Genomic DNA, 22,001 nt, shown 5'->3' on the forward strand with positions numbered 1-22,001 from the left:
AATCAAGATCGTAAGTCATGACTGATTTATTTATGGATTCTTGTGTTATTCTTCCAATATGTTACCATACAACTCCGACAAAACGTCTCAAAATTAAATAAATCAGCTATAATTACTGTCAGTTGGCGATTGGTCGGTGCATTATCTAGAGACAAATATACTTTTTCAGTAAAGGAGCTAGACAATATGCAAGCGAACCACTACTTCAAGCTAATGGCCCAATACAACCAATGGATCAAGAAATTCTACATTGGTCCCAGAACTTGTCTTCCCCATGTTTAAAAGCTCCTTTTAAATACACCAAGATTTCAGTGAAATTGATTGTAATGTAAGAAAATTAAACAGGATGTGTTGGATTTATTTTAGTTGAAATTGGTCAAATAAAACCACATTGTTATTATCTTCATTGCTGTCAAAATAATAGCTTTTGATCACTGCGTTATTGTCACCAGTTTCCAGTACACTAAAGACAGTGATTTTATTACTAGCAATGTATGGTAATGGTTTTCCTTGGGAATCAAGCAAAGGGGCAATGGTGGGAATAATTGGCGACAAACCATTGGGATTACCGACGGGGAAATCATTGCTGGGATCAATAAAATCTGGCAGGGAACGGGGATTATCAGCTAAATGAGCGCCATAACTATTGCCAACATTAGAAGTTTCCAAAAAGTGCATCCCCCCAGGACTGACAAAACGATTCCAAAGATGGGAATGTCCATAAAAAATCAGTTGAACTCCAGCACTTTCCAGCAGGGGAATTAAGTGTTTAATAATCTGATCTTCTCCTTTGGGATAATGGTAACGGCGGTGCACCATGGTGCCATCGGGGGCATATTCTTCGTAGGCTTGGGGGTCAGTGTAGGGTGGAGTAACATTACCCCCCAAACTGTGGGGAGGATGGTGGAACATGACAATTTTGTACTGAGCTTGCTGAAAAGCTTCCCCAGCCAATTCCTGCTGTAGCCATTCGTACTGCCTACTACCAGGGGTAATGGGCTCAAAAATATGCTGACCATGGCCCCAATTTTCTGGTTCATCCAACTGTTGACTGCTTTCCTGGTAGCGCCCCGGGGTACTGGCATTCTCTTGTGGAGAGCGCCAAACATTGGTGACCATTAAGGAAATCAGACGAATATGACCAAAGGTGACAGCATAGTATTGTTTTTGCGGCGCTGGGCTGGGGGGAAGGGAAAAAATTTCCCCATAGGTGCGGAAATTAAAGGAATTGTCTTCAATCCATTGGGTGTCTTGGTCTGGATCATATTCCTGTTCAGCAAAATCCTGCCGCTCAAAGTATTCTTCTTCGGCGATCGCCTGGGGCCGAGCGTCCTTAAACTGTAAATGCAACGCCTTGCCGGGGGAATAGCGGCCCATTACTTCATGGTTACCAATGCAGGGAAAGAGGGGAGTGGATTGCAACACCGGTGCTCCCTGATAGATTTTGCCCCCCAAAGTTACTGAAGCCCGGCCCTGGAGAACTGGGAAAAAAGATCTGCCCCGGCGGTCATCAAACCATTCCGAAGCCCGATCCGGCACATTGACCATATCTCCGGCGTGGAACACTGCATCAAATCCACCATAAACGGCGATCGCCTGTTGGATATTGGTCACCACCATGGGCATTAACTGATGGTCGGAGGTGAGCAAAATTTTTAAGGGCTGATCCGCAGGGGGACTGGGTTGCAGGGAAAAAATATCGCTCTGGTGTATGTGTTGGCGATCGGCACTAAAAACTTGATAGGGTAAATGCTCTCCGGGCTTTAAACCAGCAATTACGGCTTGGTGTCGCCAAATAGCCCGGGGGGAAAGCTTGTCATAGGTTTTGAAGGTGTAGGACCACTCATCTTCCCTAGTGCGAGTCAACTGTCGAGTAGAAGCCTCGGCGCGATGCTCCAGATCCTTGCCCCACTGCACCCAATGGTTGTCCCCGGCAAATTCGGTGAACCAAACGACTTCAACGCTATCGGGGGTGGGAAGTTGTAAAAAAGGATCACTCAACATAACCAGCAAATGCATCAATAACAAACTAGTAATAATCATCCCCCGGCCTCGGTTTTATGGTTCCGACAATGGCAAAATTAAACCACTCAGATATCCACCTTGGCTTTTGCTGTGACCATTTCCCGCACCATTATCAGCACTAGAATTGACTGCACAGACTATGGACAAGCCACAACTACCATCATTAATTTAGCTAAAGCGGCGATCGCCAGTTATGTGGTGGCGGCCAATGTCCATGTGGTAATGAGCGCCTATGGCAATAAAAGTTATCAAGAAATTATTAATCAAGCTGTGTTAGTCACCCCCGATGGTATGCCATTGGTGTGGGGATTAAAATTGCTCGGTTACCCACAGGCCACTAGGGTTTATGGCCCGGATTTGATGTTAACAATTTGTCAGCAGGCCGCGGCGGAAAACCTTGGTATTTACCTCTACGGCGGTACCGAAGCTTGTTTAACTCAACTCAAAATTAATCTAATTAAACGTTTTCCCACACTTAATATCGTTGGTGCTGATTCTCCTCCTTTTCGTCCCCTGGAACCGCAGGAGGAAGAAATGGCCCTAGCAAAAATTAAACAGTCGGGAGCCCATATTCTCTTTGTTGGTCTAGGCTGTCCCAAGCAGGAAATCTGGATGGCTGAACACTACCAAAAACTAGACCTAGTCATGGTGGGGGTGGGAGCTGCTTTTAATTTCCACAGTGGTTTGGTGTCCCAAGCTCCCCGCTGGTTAATGGTCCTGGGATTGGAATGGTTCTATCGTTTACTCATGGAACCGAGACGATTGTGGCGCAGATATTTAATCAATAACCCCGCTTTTATTGTTCTATTTACTTGGCAATGGTTGACAAAGAAAAAAACTTTATAAACTATTTTTCTCCTAATGTTTTAACAACCAAAAACAGATTAATTCGCCACAGGGTCAGTGGGACTCATGCCATAAAAAGGTTGGGCCGCTGACCAATGAGGTCGATCGCCAAGGAGCCAATGTTGCCAAGCAAGGGTAAGCAGTTGGGGGGCGGTGATGCCAAGCTGGGGCGGAGTGCCATAGATCCGTTCCACCTGTTTATCGGCCATGAATTGTTGCCAATCGTCGGGTAACCAAAGGCGATCGTCGCTTAGGGTAACTAGTTTTTCCCCGATAACTTGATAGACTGCCCCGTAAAGATAACCCCTGGTTGCGGGCATGGTGACAGCCAATAACTCGCCATCGTCACAGGTTTTAATCAAAGATTGAGCAAAACAAGCCAGGGTAGAAATGGCAAATAGGGGAATTTGTAATTGCTGGGCTAGGGTGCGGGCAGTGACCATACCAATGCGGACGCTGGTAAAGCTACCGGGGCCTTGGGCTACGGCCAGATAGTCCAATTCTGGCCATTGCTGGCTCGGCAAAAAATCCCCTAAACAATTGTGTAATTGATTGAGTAATTCCCGATCCAATGACCAAGTTTGCTGGGCTACCGGATTTTTTCCCCGTTGTAAAGCTAAACCTAGTTGGCCGGTGGCGGTGTGGAGGGCCAGACCTAAATTGTGATCGGTCAGGGAAAGGGGAGGAGGTACGGTCATTACCAATAGATTTAAGTATCGTTGCTTACTGCAACCTTTAGTTTATCGGGGATAGGATGGGGGCAAATGCATAGCTGTTATCTGATTTTCTGCCCCAGTGTGGCGATCGCCGGGGAGCAAACGTGTATAAATGCTTACGTCAACCTGTAAAATCTCAGTTAAGATCTCGTTACAATCCATCCCATTGGTTTTGACTTTATCCGCCCGACCCTAGGACATCATCCCATGCAAACGATTTCCCCTGCGTCGACCCTTACCCAGACTCCCCGTTTTGACCATCCCCTGAAAGTCTTGGCCATGGGAGACAGCCTTGTTTATGGTTACGGAGATCCCATCGGTGGCGGTTGGGCAGAACGGCTACGGAGATTTTGGATGGAAGAAAATGGCCCCGTACTTTATAACCTCGGTATCCGTGGCGATCGGGTAGCCCAAGTCAGTGAAAGATTGGAGCAAGAATTTCGTTTACGGGGAGAAATCCGCAATAAAGTCCCTGACCTGCTCATTCTCTCTGTGGGAGTGAACGACTCCCCACGGTTGGGTCGGCCCGATGGACGTTGTTTCACCGATGAAATTCTCTTTCAAAAACAGGTGGAGCAACTGTTGGACAGTGCCCATCAACTCTGTCCGGTGCTTTTTATTGGTATGGTGCCGGTCAACGAAGCTCGAATGCCTTTCCTCGACTGTTTTTATTTCAACCACTCTGATCAACGCCGTTTCAAAACCATCACCCAACAAGCCTGTGGCGATCGCCAAATTCCCTACCTAGATATTTTTGAAATCTGGCAACAACGGGGCCAAGAATGGATTAATGACCATCTCATGGCCGACGGACTCCACCCAAACGTAGCGGGTTACAAAGCCCTGTTAGATGACATTCACCACTGGCAACCCCTCAAGGAACTAACCAGTAAGGTATCTCAACCCTAGTTGTCGGTTTATTTTACTAAAGTTGTTTCTTTGGATTAGTGCGACAAAATTGTTCGTAGGCCCAGTTGATTTTTTGCATGGCAATAGGTGAGTTCTTATACTCCCGCCCGTCATAGTTTTGGTCGGGATGGTACTGCTTTGCCAGTCTGTAATAGGCCGCTTTGACTATTTTCGGGTCATCGTGGGGTGAAACGCCTAGAACTTCCCACCAATTTAAGGTGAAACTGAATTTTTGATTATCCGATAATGTTTGATCCACCGAATGCAACTGCCAAACTTTCAGGAATCCGGAATGACTAGAAGTAACTAAAACCTCGCCATTGGGACTAAATTGTAACGGAAAACAGCCCGGTAAAGTCTCTAAACATTGCCAAGTTTGCCATTGCCATAGTTTTACTTCTTCATTTGTGGCCGTGGCAATTATTTTACTAACTGGATTAATGCTCATGCCCAACAAATTGGTTTGCTTAGTCTGAAAAGATTGCCAACAAGCTTTTTCTGCCAAGTTCCAAATTTTTATCTCCCCTGCCCTGCTAGCGCTAACTAAAAATTTACCTTCTTCTATAACAATTAAATCAACCACATCTTGGTCATGGTTGCCTAGGACAGAATGATATTGACCATTATTAATTTCCCAAATCAAAATAGAGCCATTTTCATACCCGACAAAAAGCTGTTGATTGTCTGCACCAAAAGTAATGGCCTTAACTGCTCCCTGGTGACTGTTAAAAGTTTTTTTCCATTTTCTGGTGGCGGGAATCCAAAGCCGAACTAGCCCATCATTACTGCCACTGGCTAAAACATCGCCATCGGGACTAGAAGTCAAGCAGTTAATTTTATCCCTATGACTACGATTGGAGTCCAATGCCCAAAAGCCTAATAAAATATTCTGGGATTTTAAATTCCAGCCAAGGATCTGACAATCAGAATGAACACCGAAGATACTGGGACATCGATCAGCTATGGCCAGTGCTGAAATTTTTGACCCGGCACTAATGTGAGTTTGATAATGCTGTCTAGTTTGTAAATCCCATTGGCGTACACAACCATCACTATGACCACTAAATAAAAAGCGACTGTCATCACTGATTGCCAAAGAATAAACAGGAAAATTTTCAATGTGTCTTAATTCAATGGACTGCCAATTTTCTCTGGATAAGTTAACCGTAATAATTGCTTTATTATTTGTATTAATTCCGGGCAAGCCATAGTGATAAAAAATATTTTCTTCAGTATCTTTTTTTTGTGAAATTTCTTCTAGCTCAAATTTCAATTGCAGTAATTCTTGTTGGCTGTCAACAGTTTGCCATTGCTGATCGATCTGATGATCAGGATTATTTGACAAACCAAGATTTATTCTTAACTGTTCCAATTCATGATTGAGTTCTAAATCATTGAATTTTCCATACCAAGTTAATTCTTGCAGGATTGGGTCTAATTCTAATAGGGCCTGGACGTAAAATTCCTCATATGAAATTTGTTCTTCCATACGATAAAAAATCTGTCCGTAGGATTCCTTTGGGCTATCTTTAACAAACATTTTGATTAATTGATATGCCCCCAGGGCAAAAATTCCCCCAGTCACAGCCATAGTTCCCATGCCAATGCCAAAAGCTGTTCCTCCCATGGCAACTCCAACATTGCCTAGGCTAGCTCCAAAACCAGCGCCCAGCACCGATCCCATGGTAGTTATTCCGAGAACCTTAACATCACCACTTTCAATGCCTTCTAATATTGAGGCGATCGCCGCTCCGGCCAAAGCACCACTCACCACAATTACCGGAGTCCCTACGGCCATGGCTCCAAAACTACCGACTAAGCCAATATTACCCACCTGACTGGCAAATATTTGTCCTCCAGTAGCCCCTAGAATTACAAAATTCGATTCTCCAGTGAGATTAATTGGCATACACACTTGCCTCAAATTATGTCAGTTTAATCTGTGTCCTTGGGTAAGGGAGTGATTTCAGAAACTTTTTGAAAAATTAAGTTTTCGGAGTTAGATTGTTAGACTTCTCCTTGCGCCCCTTGATGAGTTATAAATTTTGGCCGCAGTCTCTTCTGTCAAACCGTAGCTTCAGTGGCATGGAGCTATTGGTTTAAGCTGGTTTGAATTTTGTAAACTTACCCCTTAGTTAGATTCTTCATTAATACCTCCGCTATTAAGGTCATTAACAGCGTCATCCAGGGGGCGAACAATTGCGTTTCTTCCAGTTGGATTAGGGTCAAAAATGGCATCTATGGCTTCATTTAAACTCTCTGCCATAACAATTTGATTACCATAAACTACCACCACCCGAGCGAGAGTGGGCAAACTATTTTTCTCTGCTTCCAGATAAATTGGTTCCACATACAGTAAGGATTCTTCAATGGGAATTACCAGCAAATTACCCTGAATAGCCCGAGAACCTCGGCGATTCCACAAACTAATCCGTTCCGAAATTACCGGATCTTGATTAACCAATGCTTCAATTTGTTCTGGCCCATAGACTAGTCTTTCCTTGGGTAGAGTATAGAGCAACAATTTGCCATAATTTTGTTCATCACAACGGGCAAAGAGCAAGGCAATCAGGTTATTACGGGCGTTGGGAGTGTAAACCTGGGAAAGAACAAACTCTTCTTCTTTGGCATCAATCCCTGCCAATTTCATAATTAAATAATAGGGCGCAATGGGTTGTTGCTCATCGGCATAGGTTTCCTGGGGAATGCGCCATTGGTCTTCCCGATTGTAAAATACGTCAATATCCTCCATGTGGTAGGTCAATAACCGCTCCGATTGGGTACTGAACATATCCACCGGATAACGAATATGACTTTTTAAAGTGGCGGGCATGGAGCTAAAAGGTAAGAATAATTCGGGAAATATTTTTTGCCAGGCATTAATTAACGGATCTTGTTTATCAATGGTAAAAAGCCGCACATCGCCGTTGTAGGCATCTACCAAAATTTTGACCGAATTACGAATGTAGTTAAAGTTGCGCCCCGGTTGGTTAGCATCTCCTTCCCCCGGATCGGAATAGGGATAGTAGTTGCTGGTGGTGTAGGCATCAATCAACCAATAAAGGGTGGAATGTTCTTCTCCTTTTACTTTGGCTGTTACTAAGTAAGGATCACGGTCAAAGCGTAAAAAGGGAGCAATGTGGCGGATGCGATGGTTAATATTACGACGAAATAAAATTCTGGTATCAGGCTTAAAGTTCTCCGTGAACAGCATTTGCCAGTCCCGCAAATAAACGGCAAATAATAATTTTCTGATGGGAGAATTCAAAAAAATGCCACCCCGACCGTCATAAAAGTTGTAAACGTTTTCCTCGCCACTGGGAAAATCTAGTTCAGGAATGGCGGTGTTGGTCATGATGTAGTTATCAGTAATCTCACCAAAATAAATGCGGGGCTTGCCGATGGGAATACTGGTGCGGATCAGTTCACTGGAGGTGCGCAGAGCGCCTTCGTTTTCGTCAGTACCAATATCTTTGACAAAGTAATAGGGCAAACCCCCTTGGTCCACTAGATTAACGGGGGAAAGGGTGAAACCGTAGCCGTGGGTATAGACCAAATGTTTGTTTACCCAGGTTTGGGCCTTTTCTGGCACAGCGGTGTAGTCCAATTCCCTGGGGGCAATGAGAACCTGTTGTTTGGCTGTGCTGATGGTTTGGGTGTCGTCTTTTTGCACCCGGATGGTGTAGCGGTCTAGGTCAGCATCAACGAATTTATAGTAAAGCCGAATTTGTTGTAGTTGCCGATTGGTTTTCAGCAGGGTGATGGGGTCCCAAAGGCGGATATTGTCCAGGGTGAGTCGGTTTTTTTCTAGACTAGCCGGGGTGAGTTGGCCACGACCACTGAGGGTGGCGGGCTGAATAATTTGTAGGTTAAAAGCTTCCCTGGTGGCGGCGATGTTGCGGGCAAGATAGGGCCTTTCCCTGGTGAGTTGATTGGGTTGCACCACCAACAGTTCGATCGCCCAACCGCCCAGGTTTTGCAGTAGCAGAATTAAAAGATAAATAGACATCGGCAACCAGAGGCCAATGAGGGGTAACTGTCCCCGTCGCTGGGGAACACTGTTTCCTTTCCCTAGGGGCCAACCTTTAAGGCTCAACCATCCCGACCAAAGGGCGATCGCCACGCTGAAAACTACTAGCCCAGTTTCTACGGGTAAACGCCAATGAACATCAGTGTAATTGGCTCCATAGACAACGCCATGGTTAGCAAACAAATAATCGTAACGTTTTAACCAATGCTCCACGGCTAGGGTGGCGGCCAGAGCGGCGGCCAAGGCACTTAGATGTCTCAACTGAGCTGAGGAAAAGCCAGGAAATCGTCCTTCCGATAAACTATTACCGGATTTAAGAATAATTAGAGTTACCGCCAACAAACTGAAGAGAAATAGTCCCCGCCACCAACTCTCTAGCAACTGCCAGAGGGGAATTTGGAAAATATAAAAGCTAATATTGCGCTGAAATTGGGGGTCAATGGCATTGAAGGACTGACTGTTAAAAGAAAGCAACAATCGAAACCAGTTGCCCGACAGCAACAGTCCCCAAACCCCACTCAAAATAAAAACTAAGCCTGGTAATAGCCTGGGACCCCGTAATACACCAATGAGGGCTAAAATTCCGGCCAAAGCCGTTGCTCCTAATTGGGCAGGCCCATTGCCGAAATTGGTAAACAACAAATGAAGTCGAAAGGGTTGGGGCACCGCCGGGGTGATATTGGGCAGAGTATAGTCTGGGGTCCACACTTGAATCGTGATGAAAACGTAATACATCACTAGGGCCACCAGAATTAGCTGTAGGGCAATAATCAGGGGCAGTAGAACGGGTAATTGTAGAGAACGGGAATGGGCTTTTGGTCCCACCGGCGGCTCGGGCATGGGCAAGTAACGGGAGCCGATCGCCACAGGCACTGGTGCAGAGGCAGCTTGGGCAAGGGCAAGGCTTTTCAGTTGGGCTTCCTCGTGGGCCAGACGGTTAGCGATTTTGACCTGGAAAACGACAAAGGCCCAGGAAATAAAGCCTGCAACCAATGCAATGCTCCCCTGCCAGCGCACCCGCTTCCAAAAGACGGACTGGAAGTTTAACTCTCGGAACCAGAGATTTTCCACATAGATGCGAGCAATGACTTCCAAACCAACCCAAGCGATGGCTAGAACAATCGCCACCTTGACCCACCCTTTCATGGCCCTAACTCCCTTGTTTAGCGGTGAACCACTGGGAAAGTTTTTTGATCCCCCAACTACTGATGGCACCCAAAATCAAAATACTAATGGCGGGATTGAACAGGGGTAGCCAGAGTTTTTGCCAAATTTGATAGCCCAAGGGAATACCGGTGGATTCCCCTACCACAGCGATGGCAAACCAGAAAAAGCCCAGCAGCACCAGGAATACATCGGCAATCAAAATACGGTCTAGCCAGGTTAGTAGTAAAGTTTTCATACAATTTGCATCCAATCCAGATAATCATGTCGGCGACTGATTTCTGCTTAGCGGTGGGACCGGGGCCCCCAATTGATACCCATGGCAGGTATTTGTTTCCCATCTTAATCCTTTGGTGGATGGCCTCCGTTAACTGGCCGATTGGCCCCAGAGAGTGGGCGATCGCCAAGCTGTTAACCCCCGGCTTGGTAAACCAACCATGACGGTCTAGGTTGGAAAAACTAATGTGTTGCTTAAACTTCCCTTGGAGAGACTAACCATGATGAATGCCATCAAACAAATTAGCTATTTTCTAGCCGGCGTGGTGCTGATGGAAATGACCCTCACAGCGGCGATCGCCAGGGCCGATGACCGGGATGTGACGGCCCAGGAAAGACAGAGAATCGTCCAAGTACTTAATGCCATGGGCTGTAATTCCTTTGATGATGCTGAGTACGAAATCGACAAAAAAAGGTTTGAAATTGACGATGCGGTTTGTGCCGACGGGCGGGAATATGAAATTTATCTAGATACCAATTATCGAGTTATCAAGAAGGAATTGGATGACTAACCCTAGTCAATCAGGAAAAAATTGGGCTTTTCAAAAACAAAACGGACTACATTTGTTTTAGAACCTGTTCGTCAAGTCCAATTCTGCTCCTTAAATTTTCTAATGCCTTAATGTCGGGGGACTTTAAGTTTTTCCCGTCAAATAGGGGGTAAGGAGGCTTGGCAAACACCACCTTAAATTTTTGACTTTCCTTAGCCGAAACCAGCATGGATCCCCTGATTGCTCCCCTTGCCTTCCTGCTTGCCATTGCCCTGGGCTCTGCTGTGGGTAGTTTTCTCAACGTGGTGGCCTATCGCTTACCAGAGGGTTTATCCCTGGTGCATCCCCCTTCCCGTTGTCCCCACTGTGGCCACCCACTCGGGCCAAAAGAAAATGTGCCAGTGGTGGGTTGGCTTTGGCTACGGGGTAAATGCCGTTGGTGCCAAGTCTCTATTTCCCCCCGCTATCCCCTGGTGGAGGCTGTTACGGGTTTATTATTTGCCCTGACCTGTTGGCGTTTTGGTTGGCAGTGGCAAATCCTCGGCTACTGGACATTAATTAGTTTTTTAATTGCCCTAACTTTAATCGACTGGGACACCATGACCCTGCCCAATAGTCTGACCAAACCAGGACTGGTGCTGGGGCTATTATTTCATTTACTGCTGGGTTGGCAGAGCGGCAATTGGATTATTCCCTTGGTGGAGGCGATCGCCTCGGCGGTATTGGGGCTATGGCTGTTTGATTTGATCCGCATGGGGGGGAGTCTGTTGCTCGGCAGGGAAGGCATGGGGGACGGCGATCCCAAATTAGCGGCTATGGTGGGAGCTTGGTTGGGCTGGCCATCATTGCTCTTGACCACATTCATTGCCTGTTTATTTGGTTCCATCTATGGCGGTTTAAAGCTATTGCTGGGCACATTGCAACGGCGACAGGGTTTTCCCTTCGGCCCCTTTTTGGCGATCGGTGCCCTCGTCAGTCTCTTTTGGGGTGAAAAATTGATTGCTAGCTACTTAAATTTTGTGACCCCGCAATTTTGAACTTTTGGGTGTCGTTATTGCTTCTTACAGCGGTTACAGTACTTGAATGAAACAGTAAAACCTTTGCAAAAGTGGGTTTACCGCTCTTCTATCAGAAAAGGGAAGATGGAAGAGTGATAATTCCGAGTGGGGATCGAAACTTAAACGTTGAAGCGGAAGAGCAAAACATCTCCTTCCTGCACCACATATTCTTTGCCTTCACTGCGTACCAAACCCTTTTCTTTGGCTCCTTGCATACTGCCACAGCTAATTAAATCTTCATAGGCCACGGTTTCTGCCCGGATAAAGCCCCGCTCAAAATCGGTGTGAATTACCCCGGCCGCCTGGGGAGCTTTCATGCCACTGATGATGGTCCAAGCCCTGGTTTCCTGGGGTCCCGTGGTCAGGTAGGTGCGTAGCCCCAGCAGTTCATAGGTAGCTCTAATTAAGGATTTTAATCCCCCTTCCGTCACCCCCAAGCTAGCCAAAAAATCCTGTCGTTCTTCCTCCGGCAATTCAATCAGCTCCGATTCCACTTGGGCCGAAATCACTACCACTTTTGCTTCATCCTTGGCGGCGATCGCCTTTACCTGTTCCACCCAATCATTGCCGCTGGCCAAATCATCCTCGGTGACGTTGGTGGCATAAATAATTGGTTTGAGGGTCAGTAAACCCAGGGATTTAATTAATTCCTGTTCTTCCGCCGTTAGCCCCACCCGCCGCGCCGGGATGCCTTCGTTGAGGGCGGTGACTAATTTTTCCAAGATGGCCACTTCTTCCAATAGGTCCTTATTGCCCCGGGCTTGCTTGCGACTGCGTTCTAATCGTTTTTCCACCTGGGCTAAATCCGCCAGCACCAACTCTAGATCAATCACCTCCACATCCCGCACCGGATCCACCGAACCCGCCACATGGATAATGTCATCATCATCAAAACAGCGCACCACATGGACAATGGCATCCACTTCCCGGATATTGGCTAAGAACTGGTTCCCCAATCCCTCTCCCTTGCTGGCCCCTGCCACCAAACCGGCAATATCAACAAATTCCATCCGTGTGGGAACTACCTTGATTGATTGGGAAATCTCTGCCAATTTGCCCAGGCGATCGTCCGGCACAGATACCACCCCCACATTGGGTTCGATGGTGCAGAAGGGGAAGTTGGCCGCTTCCGCCTTGGCATTGGCCACCAGGGCGTTAAAGAGGGTAGATTTTCCCACATTGGGCAGACCAACAATTCCAGCTCTAAGCATAATGTCTAACTATTTTGAGGATGATTATGGGGGGCAAAACAGTCTCCCATCGTACCAAAATCAGGTGGGCACTACATCACATTGGCAGTCTCCCACAGTATTAAACCGCTTGTGATTTTAGTGAACTTGATGCAAATTCACGGGAATTTATAGATAATACCGCCGGACTCACTGGCTTCAAACGTGGCATTAAATTCGATCGCCTTTTGGTCTAAATATTCCTTGGCTTCCTTACCTTCAATTTCTGCGGCCTTGCAAAATTCCAGCACGGTAATAGTGTTGTCATTTTCTTCTAGAACTTGAAAGAAAATTTTTCTGAGGTTCTCCGAGGCTTCCAGGGTTATTTTTTGTCGTTGCTCTCTGCCATCATGGACTGCACTCCAGAGTAGCCCACCTCCCAGGGCACTCATCGGTAAAGCAAAAATCATTAGGGCCGCCGCGGCCCCATCCCGGTCCTCCTGGGACTTGGTGGAATCAAATATTTCCACCACACAGTACAGCCCTAAAGGCAATCCCAAAGAGAGCAAAAGAAAGGCCAAAATCTGCTTAATCAGTTTCATTATTTTAGTAAGCTGACAAAAGTGAAATTGGGCAAAAATTCAAGCAACACCTCCATTGAGGCACTATTTTGCCATTAATACCACCGATGAGCGGGGTTGGACCCAATATTGATCGCCCTTGATAGGAGGAGCAATTTCTGGCTCTTGGAAATCCGCCGGGGTGGGCAGATAGGTATCCACCAGTCGGTGCCACACCATACCATCATTTAAAGGGGGCAACTCAAAACTGAGGGGTTCCCAATAGGCATTAAAAATTAGATGCAAAATTTCCTTTGCTTCTGGATAAAATAGCGTGGCGGCCAAGGTGTGGGAAGTGTAGGACCAATCGGGCTGGGCCAGTTTTGCCCCCTGCCAGACCACGCAGGGCCCTGGTAAATCCTTGGTAGCCTTGAGGTATATTTCCCGCAGAGTCACTTCATCCACTGGCGGGAGGGGTTTATAAATCGGCTCCTCCCCCTCCTGGCTATCCCCCTCGGAGCCGTCATTTTCATCGGGCAAGCGGGGCAGGTCAAAATGTAGCACCGGCAATAAACTTTCCTCAAGGAAGAGGGATAACTTTTGGGTCAGGGCAATAATTCCCCGCAAAAAGTGGGTTTCATCGCTGTGGGTTTCTTCCCCGCTCCAGTCGAACCAACTGAGTTTGTTATCTTGGCAATAGCCGTTATTGTTACCCTTTTGGGTGCGCCCCACTGGGTCTCCCATCAATAACATTGGTGTGCCCTGGGAGAAAAAAAGAATGGTAAGAAAATTTTTAATCTGTCGCAGTCGCAGTTGGTTAATTTCAGGATCATCGGTTTCCCCTTCCACGCCGCAGTTCCAACTAAAGTTGTCATTGGCGCCGTCGCGATTATTCTCTCCGTTGGCTTCATTGTGTTTTTCGTTGTAGGAAACCAAGTCGTAAATAGTAAAACCGTCGTGACAGGTGACAAAATTAATACTGCGGTTAATGTCCGTATCTTGACGATGGTAAATGTCAGGACTACCCAGTAAGCGGCTAGCTAGGAGGGGTACAGTGCCATTATCCCCTTTGACAAAACGGCGTACATCGTCCCGAAAGGGGCCATTCCATTCCGCAAACCAGTCCGCCAATTCCACAAATTTCCCCACGCTGTACAGACCGGCCGCATCCCAGGCTTCGGCAATTAATTTCGTGCCAGCCAAAATGGGATCGGATTCGATCGCCCAGATAACGTTAGCGGTGGCAATGGCACTGTCATGGAGGGGCACTCCTTTGGTATCTCGCACCAGTACCGAAGCGAGGTCGAAACGGAAACCATCCACATGCATTTCTGAAACCCAATAACGGAGGGAATCAAGAATTAGGCCGCCGACGATGGGGTGATTGGCTTTGATGCTGTTGCCGCAACCACTATAGTTGCTGTAGGAACTCTTGTCTTCATCAAGAATATAGTACACCCTGTTGTCAATGCCCCGGAAGGAAAGGGTCGGGCCATTTTCGTTGCCCTCTGCCGTATGGTTAAACACCACATCTAAAATTACCTCTATGCCCGCTTTGTGCAGGGCTTTGACCATATCCCGAAATTCGTCCACCACTTCCAGGGGATCATCGGCGGCACTGTAGCCCTGGTGGGGAGCAAAAAAGCCAATGGTGCTATAGCCCCAATAGTTGGTCAGCCCCGGTTGGGCGTCTTCAGGGTCAAAATAATGCACCGGCAATAATTCCACCGCTGTAATACCCAGTTCCTTGAGGTAGGGAATTTTTTCAATTAAGCCGGCATAGGTACCCCGTTTGTTTTCACTGAGCCCGGAATTGGGGTTGCGGGTAAAGCCCCCCACGTGGAGTTCGTAGATAATGCTGGCGGCGTAGGGCGTACGGGGAGCATGGTCATCCTCCCAGTCGTAGACACTGGTGTCCACCACCACACTGCGTAGGGCCTGGGCACAGTTATCTCCGGGAACCATGGCCGCTTTGCGGTCGTAAATATCCTTACCGGCGATCGCCTTGGCGTAGGGATCGAGCAAAACTTTATCTGGATCGAAGCGGTGGCCCTTTTCTGGCTCATGGGGGCCATCAATGCGGTAAGCGTAAACCTGTCCTGCCTTTAAACCCGCCACAAAAATGTGCCAGTAGTAGAAAGTCCGGTTCTGCCCTCGATGGAGCTCAATGGTGCGGGCCGGGGCCGGATCATTTGGGCGATCAAACAACAATAGCGTCACCTTTTCCGCATGCTTGGAAAACAGGCAGAAATTGACCCCATCGGCATAAACCGTTGCCCCCAACGGAAAGGTTTGGCCAAGGCGGACATCGGTGGACAGGTTGGGAACAGGTATCAACTGTGGCACGGGCAATTCCAAAAATTGTTCAGACTCTTTCCTTTAAAGCTAGCAAACCTTTGGAAAAGGGAAACAATTCCGATCGCCATGGCCAGATGGAACTGTTCTTTCCCTAGGGGCAGGAAGTTGGGCTAGAACCGCCAGGAAAAAGTGAGAAGTTAAAACTTCTGGGGTAATGGGCTCTTACCGTTCCTCACCCTAGCCCCGGTGGCAAAGGTTCCCCACAAATTAAATGCACTTCCTTGATGCGCTCAAACAACCAAGGTACGGACTCTCGATAAGCAGGCAACAGTGCCAAGGGACTAAGCAAAGCGGCGGCGGTTAAATCTGCCACGGTCAACTGATCACCGCAAAGATAGGGCCGATCCTGCCAACTAGCTAGCACCTGGAAAGCTAAGTCTAATCGTTTTTTGGCCAGGGCAACGGTGGTGTTATTGATGTTGTACTGGCGACGGACAATTTGAATGACTATCTGACTGGCAAAGGACGGGTCAATGGCCTTGCCCGCCCCAGCCCGGTAGTCGTAATAAACAAACCGGGTTGCCGTACCAATGCTTTCATCCAACCAATCTTCTAACCATGCTGCCCTCAATCTCTGTTCTCCATCCAAAGGAAACAAACGGCGATCGGGGGAAATTTTCTCTAAAAAACGGAAAATTTCGCTGGAATCACTGATATATTCCGGTTGCCCTGGGAGTTCTGGACAAAGCACCGGCACCGTAGTAGCACCGGTCTTGGGTTTAAGTTGCAGGGCATGGACACCGGGGGTTAAATTTTCAACTCGGTAAACCATGCCCTTATAACCCAGGGCCAGCCTAGCTTTGCGGCAATAATGGGAAGTGCTGAATTGGAACAACAACATCCTAGGTAGCCAATGTGCGACGCTTCATGGTCATTTCATAGGCTTCGATGATGTCTCCCTCTTTCCAATCGTTGAACTTGCTACAGCCAATACCGCATTCATAGCCGGCATTAACTTCCCGCACGTCCTCCTTAATACGTTTGAGGGAATCAATGTTGCCTTCAAACACCACTTGGTCACCCCGACGCACCCGTAGGTTACGGTTCCGGATAATTTTGCCCGACTGGACGTAACAACCGGCAATGTTGCCCCGACCCACAGGGAAGACCGCCCGCACTTCTGCCGTTCCCAGGGAGGACTCAATTTCTTCGGGATCCAATAGACCTTCCATGGCCCCTTGGATGTCATCCAGAAGCTTATAGATAATGTCGTATTCCCGAATGTCCACCCCTTCCTGGTCGGCCGCTTGACGGGCCCCACTGGCCAAGGTGGTGTTGAAGCCAATGATAATTGCTCCACTGGCGGCGGCTAGGTCCACATCGGTTTCCGTTACCTCTCCAGGGGATGCTAACAGAACCCGGATCTGTACTTCCCCTTGGGGTAATTGTTCCAAGGAACCCAAAATCGCCCCCACCGAACCTTGTACGTCCGCTTTGAGGATAATATTCAGTTCCTTGAGTTCCCCTTCCTGGGCCTGGGCAGAAATACTGCTGAGGGTCACCTTGCGGGAAGACATGGCCTGTTGCAGACGGGTTTGACGGTCTTCCATGGCCCGGGCTTCGGCCTGGAGACGGGCATCCTTTTCATTGGTGAAGACTTCAAACTCATCCCCGGCGGCGGGCACATCCCCCAGACCAAGGATTTCCACAGCGAAGGAAGGACTGGCTTCTTCCACCTTGTCGCCCCGGTCGTCGATCATGGCTCGGATTTTGCCGTACACAGCCCCCACCACAATGGCATCCCCAACCCGGAGAGTACCATTTTGGATCAAGAGGGTAGCCACAGGGCCCCTGGTGCGGTCTAGGTGAGCTTCGATTACCGTGCCTTTGGCTTGACGTTGGGGGTTAGCCACCAATTCTTCTACTTCCGACACCAGCAGAATCATTTCCAACAAGCCATCTAGGTTGTCGCCGTTGAGGGCACTGACGGGCACCATGATGGTGTCTCCACCCCATTCTTCGGCCAGGAGACCAAGCTCGGATAACTCCTGTTTAATGCGATCGGGATTAGCTTCGGGCTTATCGACTTTGTTGATGGCCACAATTAAGGGCACGCCGGCGGCCTTGGCATGGCTAATGGCCTCTTTGGTTTGGGGTTGCACACCGTCATCGGCGGCCACCACCAGAATGGCAATGTCCGTAACCTTAGCTCCCCGGGCCCGCATGGCGGTAAAGGCTTCGTGGCCAGGAGTATCGAGGAAGACAATCTGTTCGGTTTTGTCGTTGTGTTCCACTTCAACGTGGTAAGCACCAATGTGCTGGGTAATGCCCCCTGCTTCCCCTTGGGCTACTTTGGTTTTGCGAATGGAGTCCAACAGCGTAGTTTTACCGTGGTCTACGTGACCCATGATGGTAACCACGGGGGGACGACGCACCAGGTTATCCAGATCCGCTTCGTCGAGCATTTCTGTGGTTTTAGCAGCGGCGGCCACTTTTTCGGGGGTTTCCACTGCCACTTCAAAGGATTCGGCCACCATGCGGGCGGTTTCTTCGTCCAGGGTTTGGGTAATTTGTACCGCTACCCCTTTGAGGAAGAGCCGTTTGATAATGTCCGTTTCGGAAACTTTTAACAGATCTGCCAGATCCCGGACAGTTAAGCTCCGGTCCAACATGATCACTTCTGGTTTTTGCACCACTTCCTTCCGGTCGCGGCGATCGCCACGGTTACGGGAACTGCTGCTGCTACCACTGCCGGCCTCGGACTTGAGGGTCGGCTTTTTAACCTTGGCCACAGTGGGGGTGCTAGGTTTAGCCACCAAGGATTTTGGTTTGGGAGGACGGGCAATGGAAAGACTAACGAGGGTGGGTTTGGGACCATTATCCCCATCTATATCCAGGTCATCGTCATCGTCGTCCATTTTGGGCCGTCGTTTGCCCTTGTTGGCCGCCTTAGCTTTATTGGCTTTTTCGTCTTCATCATCCTCCCATTGATCAGGTTTACCAAGGCGAGGAGGGGTGGGACGTTTTAGCTTCGGCTTGGGTTTTTCGGTGGAGAGCAGATCACTGTCATCGCCATCGTTATCTCCATCGCCTCCTTTGCCCCGACTGAGGGGAGGAAATTCCAGCAATTCTGGTAAATTTTCGTCCTCTTCTGGCCGGGGGGGCTTGGGACGGCGCAATTCTACCTTGGGCTTGGGGGGCTCCGGAGCATTATTAGACTTAGGGGCCCCAACCGGGACCGCTAGTTTTTCCTCTTTATCGTTATTGGCGGAGCGACTCTGACCGCGGTTGTCCTTAAGACTGACAATTTCCGGACGGTTAGCTTTGGGCTTGGCTGGAGCAGCGGGCTTGCCTGGACTGGAAGTGCGGCTGGGAGGCCCTGCTAAACGGGGAGCCGCAGCAGTTTTCTTCGCCGGGGAGCTGGGAAGAACCGGCTTACTGGGGGGCGTTTGTAGGCTGGGCACAGGGGGAGGAGTCAGGGGAGGGGGAGCACTCTTCGGGGTCTCATTAGGAGTATCTTCCTGTTTCTGCACCTTCGGGGCTGGAGCTTTAGCCACGGGGGGCTGGGGTGGAGTAGGGGCCTTCGGTGCCTGTAGTTTTGGCCTGGGAGCAGGGGTGGGGCGGGCCGGAGATGCAGCGCCGGATTTCTCCTGTTTGTGGTGGATTGCTAAAATCTTTTGTTGCTTGGGATCTGACTTATCCTCTTTCGACTCTGGCTTAGCGGCCACTCTAGGCTTCTTTGGTTGCTGGGGGGTGAATTTTTCGGCCGCCGCTTTGATGCGCTCCGCATCGGATTCACTAATGGTACTGCTGTGACTTTTGGCGGCCACGTTGAGCCGTTCGCAGATGTCTAAAATATCTCGATTCTCCAGATTTAATTCTTTTGATAGGTCATAAATTCTGACTTTGGCGTTGTTCATCCACTGTCCCCCTGACTAATGATCCATAAATTTAATAAGTGACAAATTGGTTTAGGTGAGTGCAAAGACTGGGTGCACAGACAGAGCACTAACTCTTTCCAGGGGAATCGTCCCCGGGAACGCTTTGCGGAGTTGATAAGGTGAAGCCGAGATGGTAGATGGTCTTACTCCTAATGCTAACTAACGATAACTGCCGCTGGGTAAGTTTCGGCAAGGGGCATCCATGGTGGTGGATAGGGAGAGGGTTTATGACAGGGCCTCAGGGAGTGGCGAGAAGACGAGCTTCTAGTTGCTCAAAGAGATGGCTGGGGACTGGGGCTCGGAGGGCCCGCCCCAACAGATTTTTGTGGCGAGCCTTACGCAGACAGTCATGGGTCGGACATAAATAAGCCGATCGCCCCATACCGTGATCTAATTGTACAGTTCGGGATGGATAGACTCTGACAATTCGCCAAAATTGTCGGCGATCGCCTACTTTGCGGCAACTGAGGCAACGACGGTATCCGGGGGCCATGGTCAACGGTGGGCTAGAAATGGTCAGGACAAATTAGCAGAAAGCTGGCATTGTCAATCTTCCCTAGCTTAGCGCTTCTTCATCCCCTAACTCCGGCCCTTGGTCTTGGTCTGATTCCTCCAGTTCTTCTTCCCCCCCGGCGATCGCCTCGGCAGTGGACTCCAATTCTTCTGCTTCTTCCGCTTGGAGGGCGGCCATTTCCGCTTCTAATTTAGCCTGGGCTTCCTGTTCCGCTGCTTCCCGTTCTGCCCTGGCCTGGGCTGAAGCCGCGGCCCGTTCCAAAATAGATTGTTCAATGGCTTCCTTATCCCGGGCATAGGTTTCGGGGTCTTTGATGTCAATTTTCCAACCGGTTAAACGGGCTGCCAAACGGACATTTTGCCCCTCCTTACCGATCGCCAAACTAAGTTGATCCTCTGCCACAATTACCAGGGCATGGCGCTCTTCCGCATGGATGAGGTAAACCTGGTCTACCCGGGCTGGGCTAAGGGCCTGGGCAATGTAGGTAGCGGGGTCTGGGGACCAACGGATCACATCAATTTTTTCTCCCCGTAATTCATTGACCACCGCATGGATCCGGGAACCCCGGGCGCCAATGCAAGCCCCCACTGGGTCTACGTCCCGCTCCAGGGTATCCACAGCAATTTTGGTGCGGGGCCCTACGGAAGGGGAAGGGGGTTTAGCTTCCCTGGCCACGGCGACGATGCGTACCACTTCTTCTTCAATTTCCGGCACTTCCACACTGAAGAGGTCCACCACCAAACCGGCCGCCGCCCGGGAGACCACCAATTGGGGGCCCCGTTGGGAGCCTTCCCGTACCCGTTTGAGATACACCCGGAAAGTGGAGTTAGCCCGGTAATTATCATTGGGCAACTGTTCTCGCTTGGGCAATTCCGCTTCCACTTCTGGCTGGCCAAAACTACTCTGCACCGCCACAATGATCGATTGACGCTCAAACCGGAGGGCCCGGGCATTGAGCACTGACCCCTCCAGATCTTGGAATTCTTCTTGGATAATTTTTCGTTGTTGATCCCGCAGTTTTTGCAGTAGCACCTGCTTAGTTTGGATGGCGGCCATGCGCCCAAAGTCTTTCTGCTCCGGGGTCACATCCAACACCACTTCGTCCCCCAGTTGGGCTTCTTGGGCCACTTCTAGTACTTCCTTGAGGGAAATTTGTTGGTCAGAATTTTCCACTTCCTCCACAATGCGCTTGGTGGAAAGCACCCGAAAACCCTCTTCCTCCGTGTCTAGTTCCACTTCAAAGTTATTGAAATATTCTTCGGGGAATTGGTGCCCCATCAACTGCGATCGCCGAAAACGTTCGTAGCCCTTCAATAAAGCTTCCCGCAGGGCTTCTTCCACCGCCGTGGTGGGCAAATTATTACGCTTACTAATTTCACTGATCATGGCCGGGAGCCCCGGTAAACTGACAAGAGACATGGAAAATCCTCCAAAATGTTTGCGATAAGGCTCTAGGCCGTCCCCAGAGCTAGGCTGGCTAGATTCTGGGGTCAATCAATGGGGTAGCTGCACCGTTAACCCCGCTGCCAAAGGAATAGCTACGGTTCTCCCCCTAATGCTCAAGTACACCGCCTCTCCATCTCGCCCCTGTAAACTCCCCTGCCACTGACTTTGACCCTGGTGGGGATTGTCACTGGTAACCATCACTTCAAACCCTTTAAAGGCAATAAAATCTCGCTCCGTGGCGAGGTAGGGGGAAATGCCTGGGCTAGAAACTTCCAACACGTAGGCGCTGGCTATCAAACTGCTTTCCTCTAATTGGGCTTCAAAGCTCCGACTAAAGGCTTCACAGTCATTTAGGCTAGTATCCTGCTGGAGATTACGAACATCAATCCGCAACACCGGTGGACGTTTATTGGTTTGGAACACCGCATCCGTCACTTCCAGCCCCAAATCCTCAGCAATGGGCTGTGCTAATGCAAGAATGTCGGGAATTACGGGATGGGTCATTGAATACAATTGGGCATAAAAAAAGCGGGGGACACCCACTTCTGGAAAAAAGTC

18 protein-coding genes are annotated in these 22,001 nt (G+C 49.0%); 5 read left to right on the top strand and 13 right to left on the bottom strand.

All coding sequences use genetic code 11. The annotated features are described in order from the left end of the window. Positions 1-357: 357 nt before the first annotated feature. Positions 358-2,043, bottom strand: coding sequence for a metallophosphoesterase family protein (locus tag H6G45_RS05075; protein WP_190597223.1), 1,686 nt, complete (start codon positions 2,041-2,043; stop codon positions 358-360). Positions 2,044-2,115: 72 nt separating this feature from the next. Between H6G45_RS05075 and H6G45_RS05080 the strand changes: the two genes are divergently transcribed. Next, positions 2,116-2,871: a WecB/TagA/CpsF family glycosyltransferase gene (locus H6G45_RS05080; protein ID WP_190597387.1), complete on the top strand. Its 756-nt coding sequence runs from the start codon at positions 2,116-2,118 to the stop codon at positions 2,869-2,871. A gap of 38 nt (positions 2,872-2,909) precedes the next feature. Here the strand turns inward: H6G45_RS05080 and tsaB are convergent, their stop codons facing one another. Continuing rightward, positions 2,910-3,569 carry a tRNA (adenosine(37)-N6)-threonylcarbamoyltransferase complex dimerization subunit type 1 TsaB gene (tsaB, locus tag H6G45_RS05085; protein ID WP_190597225.1) on the bottom strand — a complete coding sequence of 220 codons (660 nt, stop codon included), beginning with the start codon at positions 3,567-3,569 and terminating at the stop codon, positions 2,910-2,912. Between the two features lie 225 nt (positions 3,570-3,794). Here tsaB and H6G45_RS05090 point away from each other — a divergent pair, with 225 nt between their 5' ends. Beyond that, positions 3,795-4,496 (top strand): SGNH/GDSL hydrolase family protein, encoded by a 702-nt coding sequence (locus tag H6G45_RS05090; protein WP_190597227.1) that lies wholly within the window; start codon positions 3,795-3,797, stop codon positions 4,494-4,496. 16 nt (positions 4,497-4,512) lie between these two features. Here the strand turns inward: H6G45_RS05090 and H6G45_RS05095 are convergent, their stop codons facing one another. The 3 genes from H6G45_RS05095 to H6G45_RS05105 form a co-directional block, all read right to left on the bottom strand. Beyond that, positions 4,513-6,405 (bottom strand): DnaJ domain-containing protein, encoded by a 1,893-nt coding sequence (locus tag H6G45_RS05095; RefSeq protein WP_190597229.1) that lies wholly within the window; start codon positions 6,403-6,405, stop codon positions 4,513-4,515. Positions 6,406-6,627: 222 nt separating this feature from the next. Further along, positions 6,628-9,741 (bottom strand): UPF0182 family protein, encoded by a 3,114-nt coding sequence (locus H6G45_RS05100; protein WP_190597231.1) that lies wholly within the window; start codon positions 9,739-9,741, stop codon positions 6,628-6,630. Then, positions 9,677-9,928, bottom strand: coding sequence for a hypothetical protein (locus tag H6G45_RS05105; protein WP_190597233.1), 252 nt, complete (start codon positions 9,926-9,928; stop codon positions 9,677-9,679). The genes H6G45_RS05100 and H6G45_RS05105 overlap by 65 nt, the downstream gene beginning before the upstream one ends. Positions 9,929-9,954: 26 nt before the next feature. Here H6G45_RS05105 and H6G45_RS05110 point away from each other — a divergent pair, with 26 nt between their 5' ends. The 3 genes from H6G45_RS05110 to H6G45_RS05120 all read left to right on the top strand — a co-directional run bounded on the left by H6G45_RS05110 (position 9,955) and on the right by H6G45_RS05120 (position 11,494). Next, the gene (locus H6G45_RS05110; protein WP_190597235.1) at positions 9,955-10,131 is read left to right on the top strand and encodes a hypothetical protein; all 177 of its coding nucleotides are present in this window, start codon (positions 9,955-9,957) and stop codon (positions 10,129-10,131) included. A 56-nt stretch (positions 10,132-10,187) separates the two neighbouring features. Then, positions 10,188-10,478, top strand: coding sequence for a PepSY domain-containing protein (locus tag H6G45_RS05115; protein WP_228017094.1), 291 nt, complete (start codon positions 10,188-10,190; stop codon positions 10,476-10,478). Between the two features lie 206 nt (positions 10,479-10,684). Then, the gene (locus tag H6G45_RS05120; protein ID WP_190597237.1) at positions 10,685-11,494 is read left to right on the top strand and encodes an A24 family peptidase; all 810 of its coding nucleotides are present in this window, start codon (positions 10,685-10,687) and stop codon (positions 11,492-11,494) included. A gap of 140 nt (positions 11,495-11,634) precedes the next feature. Here the strand turns inward: H6G45_RS05120 and ychF are convergent, their stop codons facing one another. The 8 genes from ychF to rimP all read right to left on the bottom strand — a co-directional run bounded on the left by ychF (position 11,635) and on the right by rimP (position 21,947). Next, entirely contained in the window at positions 11,635-12,726 is a 1,092-nt protein-coding gene (ychF, locus tag H6G45_RS05125) for a redox-regulated ATPase YchF (protein WP_190597239.1), read from the bottom strand. Positions 12,727-12,863: 137 nt separating this feature from the next. Beyond that, a complete protein-coding gene (locus H6G45_RS05130; RefSeq protein ID WP_190597241.1) occupies positions 12,864-13,286 on the bottom strand; it encodes a hypothetical protein in 423 nt (140 codons plus the stop codon). Positions 13,287-13,349: 63 nt separating this feature from the next. After that, a complete protein-coding gene (glgX, locus tag H6G45_RS05135; protein WP_190597243.1) occupies positions 13,350-15,590 on the bottom strand; it encodes a glycogen debranching protein GlgX in 2,241 nt (746 codons plus the stop codon). Between the two features lie 184 nt (positions 15,591-15,774). Beyond that, the gene (locus tag H6G45_RS05140; protein ID WP_190597245.1) at positions 15,775-16,443 is read right to left on the bottom strand and encodes a glutathione S-transferase family protein; all 669 of its coding nucleotides are present in this window, start codon (positions 16,441-16,443) and stop codon (positions 15,775-15,777) included. A 1-nt stretch (position 16,444) separates the two neighbouring features. Further along, positions 16,445-19,462, bottom strand: coding sequence for a translation initiation factor IF-2 (infB, locus tag H6G45_RS05145; RefSeq protein WP_190597247.1), 3,018 nt, complete (start codon positions 19,460-19,462; stop codon positions 16,445-16,447). Positions 19,463-19,721: 259 nt separating this feature from the next. Beyond that, positions 19,722-19,976 (bottom strand): YlxR family protein, encoded by a 255-nt coding sequence (locus H6G45_RS05150; protein ID WP_190597250.1) that lies wholly within the window; start codon positions 19,974-19,976, stop codon positions 19,722-19,724. A gap of 63 nt (positions 19,977-20,039) precedes the next feature. Further along, positions 20,040-21,416, bottom strand: a complete 1,377-nt coding sequence (nusA, locus tag H6G45_RS05155) for a transcription termination factor NusA (protein WP_190597252.1) — start codon at positions 21,414-21,416, stop codon at positions 20,040-20,042. Between the two features lie 75 nt (positions 21,417-21,491). After that, complete coding sequence (gene rimP, locus H6G45_RS05160; protein ID WP_190597254.1) at positions 21,492-21,947, bottom strand: ribosome maturation factor RimP; 456 nt, start codon at positions 21,945-21,947, stop codon at positions 21,492-21,494. Between the last annotated feature and the right edge of the window lie 54 nt (positions 21,948-22,001).

The sequence above is a fragment of the Synechocystis sp. FACHB-383 genome (assembly GCF_014698605.1).
Lineage (GTDB): Bacteria > Cyanobacteriota > Cyanobacteriia > Cyanobacteriales > Microcystaceae > Synechocystis > Synechocystis salina.